This is a genomic window from Xanthomonas cissicola (genome assembly GCF_008801575.1).
Taxonomy (GTDB): Bacteria; Pseudomonadota; Gammaproteobacteria; order Xanthomonadales; family Xanthomonadaceae; genus Xanthomonas; species Xanthomonas cissicola.
The window spans coordinates 1-19,212 of record NZ_VZPL01000018.1 but is presented as its reverse complement, the minus strand read 5'-3'; the positions used below and the strand labels follow the sequence as shown (position 1 = coordinate 19,212).

The following is a 19,212-nucleotide window of genomic DNA, read 5'->3' as shown; positions in this document are numbered from 1 at the left end:
TTTTGAAGAGTCCGCACATGGATGTGCGGATTCTTGCGAGAGGTTCGCAGTCAAACGCACGTAATTCCGGGGTTGGGCTTCCCTGTTGCCTCCGCGACGAACCCCTTGTGAGGGCACCCCGGCGCGGATGGCGGCAGCAGGTGTGAATTCGTCGGTGACGTCCGACGTGGACGACGCAATGCGCAAGAGACGCAAAACAGCCGGCGGAGTATAGCCGGCGAGTCAACGTGATGCAATTGGCGGGAATCGGGAATCGGGAATCGCAGAGCCTGGTGCGCTTGGGCGTTCACGAGCCCACGATCAGCTAGCGCAATCCGCTTGACCCATTCCCAATTCTCAATTCCCCACTCCCGGCTCCAAGGCCAGCGTGCTTTCGATATCGCTGTTGATACGCGCCACGAAGCGGCCGCTGCCTGCGGGCAGGTTGGCGGGCAGGTTCCATTGGCGGGTCTGGCCGGGGAGGACGTAGCCGGCCAGGTCGTTGCGGATGTTGCGGCGGGTACCGCCGGCATCGATATAGGCCAGGTCGGCCAGGCGCGCATGGCTGGGGCCGGAATTGTAGATGCGCAACGCGCGCTGGCTGCCGTGCCCGGCCAGGCTGGCATGCAGCGCCGGTTGCGCTGCGCGGGCCTGGCTGGGCTGTGCAAACACGGGGGTGGAATAACGCAGCAGGTCGGTCTCGTTGCCGATCGCGTGCTGGGTCACGACGAGCCGGTAGCTGTCTTCGGCCTGCGTGGGGCTGGGGCCGAGGCGGATCACGCGCAGCAGTTGCCGGCCCTGCGATGGTATTTCGAAATGCGCCGGGCTGACGGTGGCGCCGGTGGCCGGCTCGAGGAGTTCGCGCTCACCGTCCTGGCGCCAGCGGTAGAGCTTGGCGTCGGCACGCCATGGCTGGGCGGCCTGGTTGTAAAGCCAGACCGTTACCTGATCGCTGTCGGCCGGGATATGCGCGGTGGTCGGCGCGATGGCGATCTCGGCAGCACTGGCGGCGCCGCTTCCTGCCATACCGCCCAGGACCAGGGCCAACAGATCGCGAAGGTAACGGGCAGTGGCCATGCTCAGAACGCGATGGTGGTGATGCGCGCGCTGCCTGCGGGCATCGGCCCGGCAAGTGCGCTGGCGTCCTGGCCGGTGCTGGTGACAGCGGGTGCCTCATTGCTGCTGGGCGGCTCGGCGATCGCCATCGGCGTGCCCCTGGAGCAACTGGCGCGCGGCGGCGCGGTACGCAGTTCGCAACCGCTGAGCAGGCGCAGGCCGATGTGCAGGGTGGAGTTCTCCGGTCCCCGCGCAGTGGCCGCGTTCGCCACGGTAGAGGTCGCGACGCCAGTCAGAGCAACCAGGGTCAGTCGCTTCAGGAGGGTGACCTGCGTCATGGAGGCAATCGTTTGCATTGGAGACGTAAGAAATAGCGACGCCCCCGATACGAACTTTATTAACTGTCAGTAAGTGATGGAGACGGTCACCGTGTCTGTGTAGGCGCCGGCAATCGGCAGTTGTGGGGCCGGCGCGCGTCCATACACCGTGACGGTCTGGGTGGTGCCATTGCCGGTGCCGGACAGCGTGTCCACCCCGATGACGGTGCCCCACCGATTGCTGCGCCCGGTATTGCTGTAGAGCTCGTAGTCGATGTAATTGGCGCTGCTGGCGTGACGCATGCGCCGCACGCTGCCGCTGGCATTGCTGCCATTGTCCAGCCCGATATTCCAGGCGGTGCGGTTGGTGCAGGCCAGGCTGATGGTGGAGGAGCGATCGATGGCGGTGTCGATGCTGCCGGCGATGCTGCCGAAGTCCAGATCGGTGGTGACGTAGGCATTGCAGCGAGCCGGCACAGTGGCCGAGGCGGTGAACGGGAAGGCGTTGCTGGCAGTCTTGGAGCCGGTGCCGCCAGCGGTACAACTGCTCGGCAGCGAGGGCATCCCGGTGATGCTTTCGTTGTAGGAGTAGCGCAGCACGGTGTCGGCGCCGCCAAAGCTGCTGGTGTGGTTGCCGACCGAAAGGATCTGGTTGGCCGGAATCCGCCCATACACGGTGATGGTGGCGGTCTGCGAGCCGCCGGTGATCACCGGGACGGTGTAGGACAGTGTCAATGTCCGCGGCGAGGGAGCGGCCGACCCGGTGGCGCCCCAGATCTGCGTGCGTGTTGCCTCGCTGTAGATCTGGAAATCCAGGCTGTCGCTGGTGGAGTTGAGCATGCGGCGCGGGGCATACACGCCGCTGCTGGCACTGCCGGGGCCAAGGTCCAGGCAGAGGCTGACTTGTGCATAGCCCAGCACGCTGAGCGCGGCCGTCGCGCAGGAGACATTGAGTGTTGCCACTGCATCGGTGGTGCCGTTGGCCGCCACGTTGCCGAATGCCAACGGCGTGCCGAGGGTGACGGTGCAGGTGGTGTCCGCGTGCGCCCGCTCGCTGGGCCCAAGCCACAACATCGCGATCGTCAGCGCGAGCATCAGGCGCCAACACGTGGACATGCTCATGGCGTGGTCTGCTCAGGGATGCACTGCAGCGGGCCCACTCGCGGGATGCCGCCCGGGTCGGCGGGATACGCGAACTGCGCAACGCAACGGCCCTGGGGCAGGTCGACCAGGATGCGGTTGTCGCGTTGCAGGTTGTCCAGATAGGTTTCGCCGTCGTAGCCGACCACCACGCGGTCGGTGCTGCCGTCGCGCTGCACCATGCTGCCGACGGGCAACGGCGCGCCGTGCGCATCGTGCAGCACGATGATGGCGGCGCGCACGCGGGTGATGCCGAAGCGCACCGCCACACCGGATTGCTGGCGCGGTGTCACCGTGGTGTCGACCCGGTCCACGCGCAGGTCCGCCGGCAGGCTCAAGGTGTCGATGGAGAGCTGGTTGCGCTGCCAGGATTGCAGTGGCGTGACCAGCAGGGTGCCGCGCGCGTCGGTGACCCCGATCAAGCGGTTTTCCAGCCGCACCGGAATGCCGGGCTGGCCGTCGGTGGTGACCACCGCGAACGCGTCCTGGATATCGCGCGCGGCGAAGGTGCGGCCGTTCATCCACACCAGGCTGCCGCTGGCGCTGGCATAGCCGAAGCTGTCGCCGTCCTGGGTTGCTGCGCCGAGGTTGTAACGGCCGACCCGGTTCAACCAGCCCAGTTCGGCCAGCCCGCCGCTGGCATCGTCGCCGGCACGTCCTTGCAGGCGCCAGCCGATGCCGCCCAGATCGCCATCGCCAGGCAGCGGCTGGCTGACATCGGCCGCCACGCCGGTGCGGTCGCCGTTGCGCTGCATCGATGCGCTGGCCTGACGCACTTCGCCGAAGGTGGTCGACAGCGACAGGTACAGGCTGCGATCGCTGGGGACATCCAGATTCTGATTGCCCGATAAATTGGCCGCCCAGTTGCGCCCGAAGCTGCGCGACCAGAACACGCTCGCATAGCGCGAGGTATCGCCCTGCGGATAGCTCAGCCGCACATAGCTGGTGCCGAGCGAACCGATCGGGTCGACGTTGACGCCGAGTGCTGCGCGGTCGCTGACGCGCGCTGGCAGGGCGCCTTGCAACGCGCCCAGGTCGCGGTAATCGCCATGGGTGCGCTGGCTGCCCAGATTGACGTTGAAACGCCGGTTGTTCCAGGCGTAGCCCAGCACGTACTGGCCGCCACGCAACGCGTCCATCCGGCTGTGCGCGTAGGCGGCGTTGAATACACCGCCCACGCCAAGCAACCACACGCCGCCTGCGCCTGCATTGATCACGCCACCGCCAGTTTCGGCATGCGCTTCGATCGTGAAGTCGTCGCGCAGGCCTTCGCGAAAGGTGGCGCTGGCCACACGACGTTGGTCATAGGAAAACGAGCGCACGCCGTAGTCGCGGCGCAGATGGCCGATGCCGGCCGACCATTCGGAAATGCCGCGCGCCAGCAACTGCGGTGTGCCATAGAACGCAAAATCCAGCCGACGCACGCGGCCGAACGCATCGGTCACCACGATCTGCGCCTGGCCCGTGCCGCTGATGCCCGGTTGCGCGGCCAGCTGAAACGGGCCGGCCGGCACCTGGCCGCTGTACTGGCGCATGCCGTCCACATACAGCTCAACGGTGGAAGGCACCGCCGCTTCGCCGAGAAAGCTCGGCGTGGGCGTCAGTACCCGATATGGTTGCAAGGCGTAATTGCGGCCGATCTGCACGCCGCCCAGGCGGATCGAGCGGCTCCAGTCGACAAAGCCGCTATAGAAATCGCCCACGCTCAGGCTGGTGGCGCTATCCGGGAAATCCATCTGCCAGGCACTATCCAGGCGCACCGCTTCGCTGCGCCAGCGTTTGTCCTGTGGGCGGTCGTAGGCCAGAAAGACCGCAGTGGTATCGACCATGCCGCGCCCGATGCCGAAGGCGCGCACTTCGGTGGCCAGCGACGCGCTGCTGACGCCGGCGTTGCGGGTGGCATACAGGTCGTAATTGAGCAGCATGCCTGGCGATGCGCTGGCGCTGGGCGGAGCCAATTCTTCGGCTTTCAGCACCGTGGTGGACAACGACAGCTGCGCCAGCGGCGCCTGCAGCGCGAGCCGCTGCAGCGCGGCGTCGTAGCGCACTTCCACGTCGGGCAGGCGGTCCAGATCGACCAATTCGCCAGGGACGCGGTTGGCCAGGATGAAGCCGAGTTTGCGCAGGGTTTCCACCGAGCCGCGCAGCCGCCCGTCGACCAATTCGAACGGCGCCAAGCCGCGGTCGGCCTGGTTCAAGGTCACGTCCAGATAGAGTGTTTGCGGCTGTGGCGTGGCGCTGGGCGGCGGCGGATCGGGAAGCGACGCCACATCGGCCAGATCGCCGGCTGCGGCGCTGCCCAGGCAGCTGGCGGTCGCAAGCAGCGTCATCGCCAGTCGCGCCGCATCAAGGCGCCGTCGGCGCGGCCAACAAAGTACGTTCGTCAGCCTCACCATTGATCCTTGCGATGATGGTGCCGCGGCCGAACTGCGCCAGCGGCGCACCCAGCGACCAACGCATGGTCTGCCCGGGCAGTACATAACCGACCAAGCCGTTCAATGCGGTCTTGGTTGCGCCATCGACCTGGTGCCGCAGGTCGGCGACCTGCGCATGGCCGGTGCCGGTGTTGCTGATCTGGATCTGCGCCTTGCCATCGCTGCCGGCGACCACCTGCGCGCTCAGGGCCGGCGACGGTTCGGTATTGCCGGGCGGCAGCAGGAAGATCGGCACCGAATAACGCAGCACGAACTGCATGCCTTTGCGGTCGGCATCGGCGCTGGGCAGCTCGTCGACGATGATGCGGTAACACTGCTCCTGCCCGCTCGGGGCAGGCCCGGCGCGGATGACCCGGATCAACTGGCGTTCGCCAGCGGCCAGGGTGCGCATCGGCGGGCTGACCAGCAGATCCTGGGTGGGGTCGAGCTGATCCTGCCCATCGCGCTGGGTCCAGCGATAGGCGCGGGTCTGCACCTGGACCGGCGTGCTGCCGCTGTTGCTCAGCCACAGGCCGTCGGCGGTCTGCTGGGCGCTCAGGCTCAGCGATGTAGGGGCCAACTGCAGGCTGGCGGCATGCGCCGGCCTCGGCAAGCCGCCGTTGGCCATGACCAGCGCCGTCGCCAGCCCGGCCGCCGTCAGCCAGACCGGTAAACGTGACAACGGGCGGTGATGCACAGGCATACGCGGACTCAATAGACGATCGTGGCAGTGATCGTGTCCTGGTAACTACCGGTCGCGGGGTTGTTGGCCGACGGGTTGGTCACGCGACCGTAGACCGGGTAGACCTGATTCAGGCCGGTGGCGGTGCGGCTGAGCGTGTTGGTGCCGGTGGTGCTGCCCCAGACCGTGCTGCGGCCCAGATCCTGGTAGAGCTGATAGGCGATGTAGTTGTTGGTGGTCACCAGCGCGTCGGTATTTTTCATGCGGCGGGTGGTGACGTCGTTGGCGGTGCCGGCATTGCTGCCCGCGCTCAATGCGATGTTGTACGGCGTCAGCGCGGTGCACTGGGCGGTCACGCTGCCGTTGGCGTCCGCATTGGCGGTCGAGGTCGAGAGCACCGAGCCGAAGTCGACGTCCGTGGCGGACGCAGCGGTGATCGTGCAGGCCTTGGTGACCGCGATCTTGACGTTGAATGTGGTGGTGTCTGCCGCGCTCGCCATGCCAATGGTCGAGAGCAGGCCGAGCGACAGCAGGACAGGGCGGACAGTACGCATGGACATTTCCTTGACCGTTCTGGTCATTGATGACGCGACGAGTCGTCGCCTTCCCTGCAATGCATCAGCTGTGCCAAACATAACGCCGAATTCACGCGCTATCTAGTTGTCTTAATTCGTTTTAATCGTAAAAGTGCGATGTCTTACGGATGGCTTCGTTAAGGCAAATTTTGACGCTGAGTGCACTGCGTCACGCATGAATGGGAGGCCGCGCCGGTTTTTTGCGGTGCGGTCCGCTTGAGGCGACCCACGGCGTCTCATAAAAAACGCAGGCGCGGGTCGTTCAGATTCAGCCCGGATCGGCGATAATCGCGGCCATGAGCGTCAATCTGAAAACCAAAGAAGAAATTGAACTGATGCGCGTCGCCGGCCGCTTGGCCGCCGAGGTGCTCGATGTGGTGGCACCGCACGTGAAGCCGGGCGTGACCACTGCCGAGCTGGACCGCATCTGCCACGACCACATCGTCAACGTGCAGGGCACCATTCCCGCCAATGTCGGCTATCGCGGCTTCCCCAAGAGCGTGTGCACCTCGGTCAACAACGTGATCTGTCACGGCATCCCGAGTGCGGCCAAGGTGTTGAAGGACGGTGACATCGTCAATATCGACGTCACCGTCATCAAGGACGGCTGGCACGGCGACACCAGCCGCATGTACTACGTCGGCACTCCGTCGGTGATGGCCAAGCGCTTGGTCGAAACGACGTATGAAGCGATGTGGCGCGGTATCCGGGCGGTCAAGCCGGGTGCCACGCTGGGCGATGTGGGCCATGCGATCCAGAAGTTCGCCGAAGCCGAGCGCTTCAGCGTGGTACGCGATTACTGCGGCCACGGCATCGGCAAGGTGTATCACGACGAGCCGCAGGTGATGCATTACGGCCGCCCGGGCGAAGGGTTGGTGCTCAAGCCGGGCATGACCTTCACCATCGAGCCGATGATCAACGAAGGCACCTATCACCATAAGACGCTGCCCGACGGCTGGACCGTGGTCACCAAGGACCGCAAGCTGTCTGCGCAGTGGGAACACATGGTTGCGGTCACCGAAGACGGCGTGGATGTGTTGACGCTGTCGGCCAATTCGCCCGCGCCGGTATGACGGACACGCCGGCGGAGCGACCCGACCCGGGCGTCGCCGGCGACGCGGACTGGGCCGCGCAGGCCCGTCCGCTGCTGGTGCATGCGGACATGCGCCTGTGCAAACGCTTCGATCAGGGTGAGCCGATCGAGCGCCTGGTCGCGTTGCGCGCACGCGCGGTCGACCAATTGATGCGCAATGCCTGGATGCGCTGTATTCCGGCCGATAGCGGCTTGTCGCTGCATGCGGTCGGCGGCTATGGACGTGGCGAATTGTTTCCGCGCTCGGATGTGGATGTGCTGGTGCTGGGCGACACCGCCGCGCAACAGCAGCACGAGCAGGCCCTGGCGCGCCTGTTTGCGCTGCTCTGGGATGTGGGCCTGCCGATCAGTCACGCGGTGCGCTCGCCGGCGCAGTGCACCGCTGCGGCGGCCGACCAGACCGTGCTCACTGCCTTGATCGAATCGCGCGCGCTGGTGGCCGACGCCCAGGCGCGCGCTGCGCTGGCCACGGCGATCGCGCCGCCGCAGGTGTGGCCGCCGCGCGATTTCTTCCAGGCCAAGCGCGAGGAATTGCTGGCGCGCCATCAGCGCTTCGGCGACACCGCCGATAATCTCGAACCTGATATCAAGGACGGCCCCGGCGGTCTGCGCGATCTGCAGACGCTGGGCTGGATGGCCTTGCGCGCGTTCGGGGTCAAGGACCTTGAGGCCTTGGTCGGGCTGGGCCATGTCGGCTTCGACGAAGCCGCCGCGTTGCGTCGCGAGCGCGAAGAGCTTGCCCGTCTGCGTTTCGGTCTGCACATCGTGGCCAACCGGCCGGAAGAGCGCCTGCGGTTCGATTATCAAAAGACCCTGGCCGAACGGTTGGGGTTCGCCGACGACCCGGAAAGCCTGGGCGTGGAAAAAATGATGCAGCGCTTTTATCGCAGCGCTGCGTTGATCCGCCGCATCAGCGACCGCTTGTTGCAGCGCTTCGAAGAACAGTTCGATGGCGAAGCGACGCCGGAGCCGCTGGGCGGCGGCTTCAGCCTGCGCCGCGGCTATCTGGCTGCCGACACCGAGAGCTGGCCGGACGGCGATGTGCTGCAGGTGTTCGCGCTGTTTGCGCAATGGGCCGCGCATCGCGAGGTGCGCGGACTGCATTCGCTGACCGCGCGCGCGCTGGCCGAGGTCCTGCGCGACCTGCCGGCATACGAGGTTGCCGATGCGATCGCCCGGGAACGCTTCATGGCGTTGCTGCGCGGCCCGCGTGCGGTGGAGACGCTCAATCGCATGGCGCGGCTGGGCGTGCTGGGCCAGTGGATTCCGGCATTCGCCAGCGTTTCCGGACGCATGCAGTTCGACCTGTTCCATGTCTACACGGTGGACCAGCACACCTTGATGGTGTTGCGGAACATTGCGCTGTTTGCCGCAGGCCGTGCCGATGAACGTTTCTCGATCGCGCATGAAGTCTGGCCGCGTCTGCGCAAGCCGGAACTGCTGTTGCTGGCGGGCTTGTTCCACGACATCGCCAAGGGCCGCGGCGGCGATCATTCGGAACTGGGCGCGGTGGATGCGCGCGCGTTCTGCCTGGCGCATCGCTTGAGCGAGGGCGATACCGAGCTGGTGACCTGGCTGGTGGAGCAGCATTTGCGCATGTCGGTCACCGCGCAGAAACAGGACATTTCCGACCCGGAGGTGATCCATCGTTTCGCGACCTTGGTCGGCACCCGCGAGCGTCTGGACTATCTGTACCTGCTCACCTGTGCCGATATCGCCGGCACCAGTCCCAAGTTGTGGAACGCGTGGAAAGATCGGCTGTTGGCGGATCTGTATTTCGCTGCGCGTCGCGCGTTGCGCGAGGGCCTGGAACACCCGCCGCCGCGCGAAGAACGGCTACGCGAAGCGCGCGAATCGGCGCGCACCTTGATGCAGGCGCAAGGGCATGACGATGTCACCATCGACCGGCAATTCGCCGGCATGCCGGACGAGAATTTCCTGCGCTTCCGTCCCGAGCAATTGGCGTGGCAGGCGGTCTCGCTGATCGAAGTGGAGATCGGCCAGACCCTGGTTAAGGCGCGTCGCGCGGTGCCGGATAACGACGCGCTGGAACTGTTCGTGTATTCGCCGGACCGCGACGGGCTGTTTGCGGCCATTGTGGCTACGCTCGATCGCAAGGGCTACGGCATCCATCGCGCACGTGTACTGGACGCGCCACACGATGCGATCTTCGACGTGTTCGAAGTGTTGCCGCAGGAGACCTATGCCGACGGCGACCCGCAGCGGCTGGCGGCAACGTTGCGCCAGGTACTGGCCGGCGATCTGCAGAAGGTGCGCCCGGCGCGCCGTGCAGTGCCGCGCCAGTTGCGGCATTTCCGCTTCGCACCGCGGGTGGAGTTCAGCGAAAGCGCCGGCGGCCGCCGCACCCGCATCAGCCTGGTCGCACCCGACCGCCCCGGCCTGCTCGCCGATGTCGCGCACGTGTTGCGCATGCAGCACCTGCGCGTGCACGACGCGCGTATCGCCACTTTCGGCGAGCGTGCCGAAGACCAGTTCCAGATCACCGACGAGCATGATCGCCCGTTGTCCGAATCCGCCCGGCAGGCGCTGCGCGATGCGTTGTGCGCCTGCCTTGACCCTGTCTAGCTAGCAACTCCGGAGACCCCATGGCCACCAGCAAGAAAACCGCGCCCAAGCAGAGCGCGACCACCACCAACGCAGCGTCCAAGCGCGCGAATGCTCCGAGCGGCAAGGCTGCCAAGGTGCCGGCTGCTGCCGACTCCGAGCCAGGTGTTGGCGTCGGCAAGCAGGGCGCGGCAGCGGGCGCTGTGGGCAAAAAGACTGCTGCATCTGATGCAGCAAGCCAGAAAACCGTTGCAAAGAAGACTGGCGGCAAGACCGCGACTTCCGCTGCACCGCGCGTGGCCAGGCAGCCGACCAAGGTGGTTGCTGCACCGGCCGCAAAGAAGGCCGCTGCGGCAAAGAAGCTGCCGATTGCCGAGCAGGCCGTGCACAGCGCCGCCGCGCAGGTCGGCAGCGACGAACTCAAACTGGGCATCGAAAGCGCATTCGAACGGCGCGCCACGCTGACCATGGACGAGATCGACGGTTCCACCCGTGCCATTGTCACCCGCGTGATCGACGGACTGGAAAGCGGGCAGTTCCGCGTCGCCGAGCCGGACGGGCAGGGCGGCTGGACCGTCAACGAGTGGCTGAAAAAAGCGGTGCTGCTGTATTTCCGCGTCAACGAGATGGCAGTGATCGACGCCCAGCCAGCGCCGTTCTGGGACAAGGTGGAATCGCGCTTTGCCGGCTTCCATGAAGCCGAATTCCGCAAGGCCGGCGTGCGCGTCGTGCCGGGTGCGGTGGCGCGTCGCGGCAGTTACTTCGGCAAGGACGTGGTGCTGATGCCGAGTTTCACCAACATCGGTGCCTATGTCGGCGAAGGCACCATGGTCGATACCTGGGCTACCGTGGGGTCGTGCGCGCAGATCGGCAAGCACTGCCATTTGTCCGGCGGCGCCGGCATCGGCGGCGTACTCGAACCGCTGCAGGCCAGTCCCACCATCATCGAAGATCACTGCTTCATCGGTGCGCGCTCGGAGGTGGTGGAAGGCGTGGTCATCGGGCACCACAGCGTGATCGGCATGGGCGTGTTCATCGGCCAGAGCACACGCATCTACAACCGCGCCACCGGCGAGATTTCTTACGGCTATGTGCCGCCGTACAGCGTGGTGGTGTCCGGGCAGTTGCCCTCCAAGGACGGCTCGCACTCGCTGTATTGCGCGGTGATCGTCAAGCAGGTGGATGCCAAGACGCGCAGCAAGACCAGCGTCAACGAACTGTTGCGCGGTCTGGCGGATTAATCCATTTCGCATCCGCAACAGCTGCCGCGCAGCGCCGGCCAAGGATGCGCCTTTGGCGCGCTCGGTTGCTGCAATGACACGCGCGTCCCAACGCGCTTGCAAGTCGCTTACCGGTCGCTTCGCGCGCAGTTCCATCGCAACCCCTTTCGATAAGCGAGGGGCTCTGCACCGCCCTTGGGGATATTTCGCATGACCACGCTCTACGGATTCAAAAACTGCGATACCTGCAAGAAAGCCACCAAGTGGCTGGATCGTTTTGGTGTGGCGTATACGTTTGTCGACTATCGCGATCACAAGCCGGAGCCGCAGACCCTGGCGGAGTGGGCGGAGCAGGTCGGTGGATTCGATGTGTTGATCAACAAGTCCTCGACCACGTGGCGGCAGTTGCCGGACAACCGCAAGGCGGCGGGCAGTGCAGCCGAATGGAAGCTGTTGCTGCGCGAGTACCCGCAGCTGATCCGGCGGCCGCTTGTCGTCACCGACGATGGCGCCCTGCATCAGGGCTTTTCCGATAACGGCTTCAAGAAGCTATTCGGCATTGGCTAAGCGACTGCGGTTTCCGACGGTGCCGCGGACCGTGTTGCCGCTATCGTCGCGACGCGTTACGTCTCGCATGTTGATCGCGCGCTCATCCGCTGGGCAAGCCGTTCGACGTCGCGCAGGCAATGACGCGATGATTGCCTGCAAACCGGTTAGCTGCCACCGCTGCAACCGCGACCAAAATACGCCGATCGATGCAGACGCAAGCCCTCCATCAACGCCGCAGATGCGGCTCTATTGCGGTGACGTTTCATGAGCGATGTGCTGGAGTTGACCTGTGACCTCATTGCACGTGCCTCGATAACGCCGGCGGATGCCGGTTGTCAGGCCGCGATTGCGCAGCGCCTGCGCGCAGCCGGCTTCAGCTGCGAGCACTTGCGCCTGGGCGAGGTCGAGAATCTGTGGGCAACCCATGGCAGCGGTGCGCCGGTGCTGGTGTTGCTCGGGCATACCGATGTGGTGCCGCCGGGCCCGCGCGAGGCGTGGACCAGCGACCCGTTCGATCCGCAGATCCGCGACGGCGTGCTGTATGGGCGTGGTGCGGCGGACATGAAAGGCAGCGCCGCCGCATTCGTCGTCGCCGCAGAGCAATTCGTCGCTGCGCATCCATCCCATACCGGCACGCTGGCGGTGTTGCTGACCTCGGACGAAGAGGGCGATGCCATCGATGGCGTGCGCCGGGTTGCCGAGGTGTTTCGCGAACGCGGGCAAACGATCGACTGGTGCATCACCGGCGAACCGTCGTCCACCGAGCGCCTGGGCGATCTGTTGCGCGTCGGCCGTCGCGGCAGCCTGTCCGGTACGTTGACCGTCAAGGGTGTGCAGGGGCATGTGGCGTATCCGCACAAGGCGCGCAACCCGATCCACCTGGCAGCGCCTGCGCTGGCCGAACTGGTGGCGCGGCAGTGGGACGACGGCTTCGAAAGCTTTCCGCCCACCAGCCTGCAACTCTCCAACATCCATGCCGGCACCGGCGCCAATAACGTGATTCCTGGCGAGCTGCAGGTGGCCTTCAACCTGCGCTATACCCCGCACTGGGACGCGCCGCGCCTGGAGGCCGAAATCACTGCGCTGCTCGATCGGCACGCGCTGGACTACGCGCTGCGCTGGCACCGCAGCGGCGAGCCGTTCTACACCCCGGAAGGGCGGTTGCGCAGCGTTGCACGTGAGGTGTTGGGCGAGTTCGCCGGCGCGCCGCCGGAAGAAAGCACCGGAGGCGGCACCTCCGATGCGCGCTTCATCGCGCCATTGGGCGCGCAGTGCATCGAGGTGGGCCCGGTCAATGCCAGCATCCACCAGGTCGACGAGCATGTGCGCGTGGCCGACCTGCAAGCGCTACCGGCGCTGTATCGCAAGTTGATCGAGCGCCTGCTGGTCGGGTGAGCGGGCCACGCAGACGCCGTTGTTGCCACTGAAACAGTTGCGTCGGTGCAGCCGAACCGTTAGCGTCGGCGACATGGTCATTCGCCTCGCCAATCTCAATAACGCCAACCGCAACACTCTGCGCGCGAATAATCGTGCGCGGCCGATGCGGGTCTGCGACTAGGCGACGTCCACCAAACGCCCAGGAACCAGAAAAACCCGCATCGGCCGATGCGGGTTTTTTTTATGGGTGTCGATCCGTGCAGCACGCTCTTACCGGCCGCCAATCCACGCAGTTCTTCAGGAGTGTTTCCATGTGTTCCATCTTCGGTATTTTCGGCCTGCAACCCGGTGACGACCTGCAGGCGCTGCGCCGGCAGGCGCTGGAATGCTCGCAGCGGCAGCGTCACCGCGGGCCCGACTGGAGCGGCGTCTACGTCGATACTGGCGCCATCCTGGTGCACGAGCGCCTGGCCATTGTCGATCCGGCCGGCGGCTCGCAACCATTGCTCTCCGAAGACGGGCAGCTCGCGCTGGCGGTCAATGGCGAGATCTACAACCATCGCGAACTCAAGGCGGAGCTGCTGCAGCCGTACGCGTTCCAGACCGGCTCCGATTGCGAGGTGATCAATGCGCTGTATCGCGAAGATACGCCGGCTTCGTATCTCAACCGCCTCAACGGCATCTTTGCATTCGCGCTGTGGGACAAGACGGAAGGGCGCGTCATCATCGCGCGCGACCCGATCGGTGTGGTGCCGCTGTACTGGGGGCATGATCGCGAAGGCCGTTTGCGTGTGGCGTCGGAACTGAAATCGCTGGTGGACGACTGTGCCGATGCGGCGCAGTTTCCGCCGGGCCACTGGTACGACAGCGCCACCGGCGCACTGAACCGTTACTACGAACGCGCCTGGCGCCAATACGGCGCGGTGGAAGGTGTACAGGTGCAACTGCAGGAATTGCGCGAAGCCTTCGAGCGCGCCGTGCACCGTCAGCTCATGACCGATGTGCCGTACGGTGTATTGCTGTCCGGTGGACTGGATTCTTCGCTGGTTGCGGCCGTCGCCGCGCGCTACGCCCGTCACCGCATCGAAGAAAACGACACCACCGAAGCCTGGTGGCCGCGCCTGCATTCGTTCGCGATCGGCTTGAAGGGCTCGCCAGATTTGGCCGCGGCCGAAGTGGCCGCCGCAGCGCTCGGCACGGTGCATCACGGTTTCGAATACACCTTCGACGAAGGCCTGGATGCATTGCCCGACGTCATTCGCCACATCGAAACCTATGACGTCACCACCATTCGCGCCTCCACACCGATGTTCTTGCTGGCGCGGCGGATCAAGGCGATGGGCGTCAAGATGGTGCTTTCCGGCGAAGGCAGCGATGAGATCTTCGGCGGCTACCTGTATTTCCATAAGGCACCGAATGCGCGCGAATTCCACGAAGAGCTGGTACGCAAGCTCGACGCGCTCAACAACTACGATTGCCTGCGCGCGAACAAGTCGATGATGGCCTGGGGCGTAGAGCCACGTGTGCCGTTCCTGGACCGTGAATTCCTGGATGTGGCGATGCGCATGGATGCCAGGTTCAAGATGGTCGACAAGACCAGCAGCGGGGCGACGCGCATGGAGAAGGGCGTACTGCGCGAGGCATTTGCCGGCTACCTGCCCGAATCCATCCTGTGGCGTCAGAAAGAGCAGTTCAGCGACGGCGTGGGTTACGGCTGGATCGACGGGCTGAAGGCGCATGCGCAGTCGCAGGTCAGCGACCGCGAACTCGCCGCCGCCGACCGACGCTACCCGGTCAACCCGCCGCAGACCAAGGAGGCGTATTTCTATCGCAGCTTGTTCGAGCAGTTTTTCCCTGGCCAGGCGGCGGCGGAAACCGTGCCGGGCGGCAAGTCGATCGCCTGCTCGTCGCCAACGGCGATTGCCTGGGATGCGAGTTTTGCCGCGATGGCCGACCCATCGGGCCGCGCGATTACAGGAGTGCACGCGCAGGCGCTGGCTTCGTAAGGCTGCAGTCACTGCAGCGGCCGGCATGCATCGCTGCACGGCCGGCCGCTGCGTTGACTGGCGCGTCTTATTGCTCGTGCCGCACGCAGTACCCATAGCGCTGCGGATCGATATCCACACCCGCCATGTCGGCCTGGTTATTGCGCCAAAGGTTCGGCTTGAAGTCGGCCGACGTGCAGTTGGCCGCGCGGTCAACGCCGATGGTGTAGGTAAACGGCGTGTTGGCGAAACGGTTGTTCTCGAAGACGTTGTCCTGGCTCATGCTGTTGTCCCAGCACAAAATTTCCGGTGTGCGATAACGAATCGCGCAGGCCAAAAACACGCCGGCCACCTTGTTGCCATCGAATTGATTGTTGCTGAAGCGATTGCGCCGCGCATCGGAGAGATAGATACCCTGGCTGCCGTTGCGTTCGAAACGGTTGTTGCGTATCTCGCTGTCTTCCAGGTGTTCGGTGGTCAGGCCGGCGGCCACGTTGTCGTGGATATAGTTGTTGACCATCGTGACCTTGGCGGTGCGGTTGAACGAGACGCCGTCCCAGATTGCGCCCGACACATCGTTGTTTTCGATGGTGATCTCGCGGGTGTCGTACTCGCTCAGCAGGCACGCGCTGCGGCACTTGTTGACCTGCAGGCCTGCAAGCCGGATGCCTTGTCCAGACCGCACCACCACCGCGCTGTTGCTCAGGTAGGGGCGCTCGGGCATGAACTCCTTATCGCCTGTGCTCGCTACGATCTGCATGTCTTCGATGCTGACGTTGCGGATCACACCGGTGGGCTGCTGGTTTTCGTAATCGCCGACCACCAGCACCGGCTGCTGCACGCCGTCGGCCATGCGCACGATGGTGCTGGGGCCCTGGCCGCGCAGGGTAAAGTTGCCGCGATGGATCGATACCAAGCCATTGAGCGGGAACTCGCCTTTCTCCAGGCAAAGTACCGTGGGCTTGTCGCTTTGCGGCAGTTTGTCGATGGCTTTCTGCAGGTCCTGGCCAGGACGTACCTTGGCGGTGCATGCAGCCACTGGCGCATCCGGCGGGCCGGATTTGGCTGGCGGCGCGGCCGAGCAGGCAGTGGCAAACATCAGTGGCAACAGGGCGGAAACGGAGCGGGCAAGCAAAGGCATGCGGATTCCGGTCAGTGGGGGGAGGAGGGCGATGTGCGGAGCAAGACTCCACATTCGCGACGGACTCTAGTGTGTCCCACCGGACGTTAAGTTCCAGCCCATGCGCAGCCGCGCGATTCGGCGCAGGTTCATTACGTTGCTGCAGTCGAGGCTGTTTTGCCCATTGCGAGAGGTCGCTTCGCTGACCTGCATCACATTGCAAGCGAAACGCCGTGCAGTCAGCGCCCGATTTGCCTTGCACTGCACGGGGGCGCAGTTTCAAGCCACGACTTGCGCTTGTTTACAGCTGTTTTGCACCTGCAATCGGTAGAGCGGGCCAGGCGCGCTCTGTCCTTCCAACAGAAAGAAACACGTGTTTGAGCGGGTGGCAACCGCAGGCGCGATGCGCTGTTTGCGTTGCCATCGCAGCTGGCTGGTGGCGCGCCACATATTCGCTGCGCGCTCGTCAGAAGCTGTAAGCCAGCTGCGCGTAAATGCGACGCGGCTCGCCGGGGAAGTGTCCGGCGCGCGTATTGAACCCGCTCGCCGCATAGACCTTGTCGAACAGGTTCTTGACGTTGATCTGCAGTTTCCACGCGTCCCACTGCGTCTGCCAGCTGATGTCGTAAATGGCATACGGTTTGACGCGTTGGCCATCCAGGCTGACGCGTTCGCCCACGTAGTCGGCACCGAAGGCGATCGCCGAGCGCCATATCGGCAGGTCGTAGCGCGTCCACAGGCCGAAGGTGTTGCGCGGTGCATTGGCGAAGCGATCGCCAGAGGCATTGGTGATGCCATTGGTGCCTGCATCGAGCACACGTGCATCGTTGTAGGCATACGTGAGATTGAGCACCCAGCGCTCGGTCAGGTCGGCCAGCAGGTCGACTTCGAGCCCTTCGCTGCGCACCAAGCCAAGCGCAGAGAGTTGATTGACACCCTCGACGACGCGTCCGTTCGCCTGCACGATGTTGCTGCGCTCGATGCGATACAACGCCATGTTGAGGGTGAGTCCGCCATTGTTGAGCGCAGTCTTCAGGCCCAATTCCCATTGCGTGCTGCGTTCCGGTGCGAACGGTCCGCCCACGCTGCTGTCCTGATTGGCCGCGTCCTGCGGCAGGAAACCGCTGGCATAGCTTGCGTAGGCATTGATGCCATCGCGTAACACCACGGTGCTGCCGACGCGCCAACTGACATCGTTGCCGGTGACGCGCGAACCACTCAGCAGGTTGTCGTCCTTGAAGCCGTCCCAGCGTAGCCCCGCCATTGCATACCAGCGCGGCGTCAGCGTGAGTTCGTCCTGCAGATATGCGCCGTAGCGTTGACTGCGCGTGCTGGTGGCGCGCCAGGGCAGGGCACCCAAACCGTAATCGTAGAAGCCGCTGCGGCCGTATACCGGGTTGAACAAATCGATGCCAGGCACCGGGCCGCGCACGCGTCCGGTGTCTGCGGTGTTGGCGGTTAGCGCGCGGAAATCCGCGTCCAGCCGGTAGTAGTCCGCGCCCATCAGCAGCTTGTGCTCGATCGCCCCGGTACTGGTGCGGAATATTGCGTTGACGTTGCTGGAGATCGCATCGTTGTCGCGGTATTGATTGCGCAGCTGCCGGGTCATCCATTCGGCGGTGCCGTCGCGATCGCGGTCGATCAGACCCATCGGCTCGTGATAGATCTGATGCTCTCGGTTCTTGAACCAGCGCAGCGCCATGTCCACCTCCCACGCGCTGGACGGTGCAAACCGATACTGCGCAAGCGCCACCTTGGCACGCATGTCCAGGAAATCGGTAGGTTCGTTGTGGTTCCAGCGCCGGTCGGTGAGGAAGTTGCCGTCGTTATCGACCGGCACGCCGCGCAGTCGGTTGCCGCCCAGGTTCTGGGTGATGTCGGTATATTGCAGGGTGAGTTCGCCGGTGTCGCCGAGATCGAAGGCCACCGACGCATCGCCGATCTTGCTCTGGCTGTCGGTATTCCAACGAAACCCGTCTTCGCCATCGACATAGGCGCCGATGCGGTAACGGATGCGGCCATCTTCGCGCGCAGGGCCGGTGGCCTCGAACGAGGCTGCACCGAAGGATTGATTGCCCAGCTGCAGTTCGATGCGGCGCGCCGCCTGATGACCGGGCTTGCGCGTGACATAGTTGATCACACCCCCGGGTTCGCCACCGCCGTACAGCGCTCCGGCTGGACCCTTGAGCACTTCCACGCGTTCGATGTTGAACAGCTGCGGCACCGAGAACCCGGCATACGGGTCGCCGCGCAGACCGTCGTACAGCACGTTTTCCTGGCGGAAACCGCGCAAGGTCACACCGGCATAGCTGAAGAAACTGATGCCGCTGATGCTGCGATACAGATCGGTGATCTGCCGTGCGGCCTGGTCGTCGATCAACTCGCGCGGCAGCACCTGCACCGATTGCGGCACCAGCGCCAGCGGGGTATCGGTGCGCGTGGCAACAGCGGCGTCTTCGGACTTGTAGAGCGTCTGCGCACGGCCGATGACATCCACGCCATCCAGCTCGGTCACGGCTGGCGTGTTGGTGTGTTGAGCGAAGGCGGGCAGGGTGTGCAGAGCGAGCGCAGCGGCGAGCGCGGTGACAAGAAGCGTGGGGCGCATTGGTCACTAATGGGAATGGTTATCAAATGCATCTTAGCATGATGTGTTTGCTTGATCATGGAAGTCGCCGAGGTGCCGGGCGCCATGCTTGGTGGAGGATGCACGCGCACGCGCGCACGTGTGCGGATCCATACATCCGAGATGCGAAAGATGCAGAACGCCCAAAATGCAGAAGGCATGCGTGCACAGCTTTCCTTCCCCCGCCGGGACATCGTCCCCTTCATTGGGGAGCAGGGCGCCCGAAGGGCGGATGAAGGCGGGTGCGAAGCCTGATGGGCGCGCGCGAAGGGTCACATTGCGCACTAGGGCCTGTTAACACTAATGGCCCGAGCGATTAAACTATTGGGCATGGAGATCACGCCAGCACAATTTTCTCTGATCGAACACTGCCTGCCGGCGCAGCGCGGCAATGTCAGCATGACCAACCTGCAAGTGGTCAACGCCATCCTTTACGTTGCCGAGCATGGCTGCAAATGGCGCGGCCTACCCAAGCGCTTTGGCAACTGGCATACGGTCTACACACGCATGAACCGTT

The 19,212-nt window shown here is 64.6% G+C and carries 15 protein-coding genes; 7 read left to right on the top strand and 8 right to left on the bottom strand.

All coding sequences use genetic code 11. The features are described from left to right. Positions 1–336: 336 nt before the first annotated feature. The 6 genes from F7R02_RS09940 to F7R02_RS09915 are packed head-to-tail and all read right to left on the bottom strand — an operon-like array spanning position 337 to position 6,142. Positions 337–1,056 (bottom strand): fimbrial biogenesis chaperone, encoded by a 720-nt coding sequence (locus tag F7R02_RS09940; RefSeq protein WP_078589815.1) that lies wholly within the window; start codon positions 1,054–1,056, stop codon positions 337–339. 2 nt (positions 1,057–1,058) lie between these two features. Continuing rightward, positions 1,059–1,391 carry a hypothetical protein gene (locus F7R02_RS09935; protein WP_016849735.1) on the bottom strand — a complete coding sequence of 111 codons (333 nt, stop codon included), beginning with the start codon at positions 1,389–1,391 and terminating at the stop codon, positions 1,059–1,061. Positions 1,392–1,439: 48 nt separating this feature from the next. Then, positions 1,440–2,474 (bottom strand): Csu type fimbrial protein, encoded by a 1,035-nt coding sequence (locus tag F7R02_RS09930; RefSeq protein WP_033484160.1) that lies wholly within the window; start codon positions 2,472–2,474, stop codon positions 1,440–1,442. After that, entirely contained in the window at positions 2,471–4,822 is a 2,352-nt protein-coding gene (locus tag F7R02_RS09925) for a fimbria/pilus outer membrane usher protein (protein ID WP_078589814.1), read from the bottom strand. The genes F7R02_RS09930 and F7R02_RS09925 overlap by 4 nt, the downstream gene beginning before the upstream one ends. Positions 4,823–4,838: 16 nt before the next feature. After that, a complete protein-coding gene (locus F7R02_RS09920) occupies positions 4,839–5,609 on the bottom strand; it encodes a fimbrial biogenesis chaperone (protein ID WP_139370926.1) in 771 nt (256 codons plus the stop codon). Positions 5,610–5,617: 8 nt separating this feature from the next. Next, on the bottom strand, positions 5,618–6,142 hold the full coding sequence (locus F7R02_RS09915) for a Csu type fimbrial protein (RefSeq protein ID WP_005911736.1): 525 nt from the start codon (positions 6,140–6,142) through the stop codon (positions 5,618–5,620). 317 nt (positions 6,143–6,459) lie between these two features. On the opposite strand from F7R02_RS09915, the gene map reads away from it, so the two are divergent. From map to asnB, 6 genes are all read left to right on the top strand, one after another. Next, a complete protein-coding gene (map, locus tag F7R02_RS09910) occupies positions 6,460–7,236 on the top strand; it encodes a type I methionyl aminopeptidase (protein WP_008576697.1) in 777 nt (258 codons plus the stop codon). After that, entirely contained in the window at positions 7,233–9,842 is a 2,610-nt protein-coding gene (locus F7R02_RS09905) for a [protein-PII] uridylyltransferase (protein ID WP_078589813.1), read from the top strand. The genes map and F7R02_RS09905 overlap by 4 nt, the downstream gene beginning before the upstream one ends. 20 nt (positions 9,843–9,862) lie before the next feature. After that, entirely contained in the window at positions 9,863–11,062 is a 1,200-nt protein-coding gene (gene dapD / locus F7R02_RS09900) for a 2,3,4,5-tetrahydropyridine-2,6-dicarboxylate N-succinyltransferase (protein ID WP_139370925.1), read from the top strand. A 189-nt stretch (positions 11,063–11,251) separates the two neighbouring features. After that, complete coding sequence (locus tag F7R02_RS09895; RefSeq protein WP_078589812.1) at positions 11,252–11,608, top strand: arsenate reductase; 357 nt, start codon at positions 11,252–11,254, stop codon at positions 11,606–11,608. Positions 11,609–11,854: 246 nt separating this feature from the next. After that, positions 11,855–12,985 carry a succinyl-diaminopimelate desuccinylase gene (gene dapE, locus F7R02_RS09890; protein WP_078589811.1) on the top strand — a complete coding sequence of 377 codons (1,131 nt, stop codon included), beginning with the start codon at positions 11,855–11,857 and terminating at the stop codon, positions 12,983–12,985. A gap of 293 nt (positions 12,986–13,278) precedes the next feature. Continuing rightward, the gene (asnB, locus tag F7R02_RS09885) at positions 13,279–14,973 is read left to right on the top strand and encodes an asparagine synthase B (protein WP_078589810.1); all 1,695 of its coding nucleotides are present in this window, start codon (positions 13,279–13,281) and stop codon (positions 14,971–14,973) included. Positions 14,974–15,040: 67 nt separating this feature from the next. On the opposite strand, the gene hpaM is transcribed toward asnB, so the two are convergent. Then, positions 15,041–16,093, bottom strand: coding sequence for a type III secretion-associated outer membrane-bound protein HpaM (gene hpaM / locus F7R02_RS09880; RefSeq protein ID WP_005911745.1), 1,053 nt, complete (start codon positions 16,091–16,093; stop codon positions 15,041–15,043). A gap of 445 nt (positions 16,094–16,538) precedes the next feature. After that, positions 16,539–18,677 (bottom strand): TonB-dependent siderophore receptor, encoded by a 2,139-nt coding sequence (locus tag F7R02_RS09875; protein ID WP_078589809.1) that lies wholly within the window; start codon positions 18,675–18,677, stop codon positions 16,539–16,541. A gap of 348 nt (positions 18,678–19,025) precedes the next feature. On the opposite strand from F7R02_RS09875, the gene F7R02_RS09865 reads away from it, so the two are divergent. After that, positions 19,026–19,212, top strand: a 187-nt coding sequence (locus F7R02_RS09865) for a transposase (RefSeq protein ID WP_151210039.1), incomplete at its 3' end; no start/stop codon positions are given.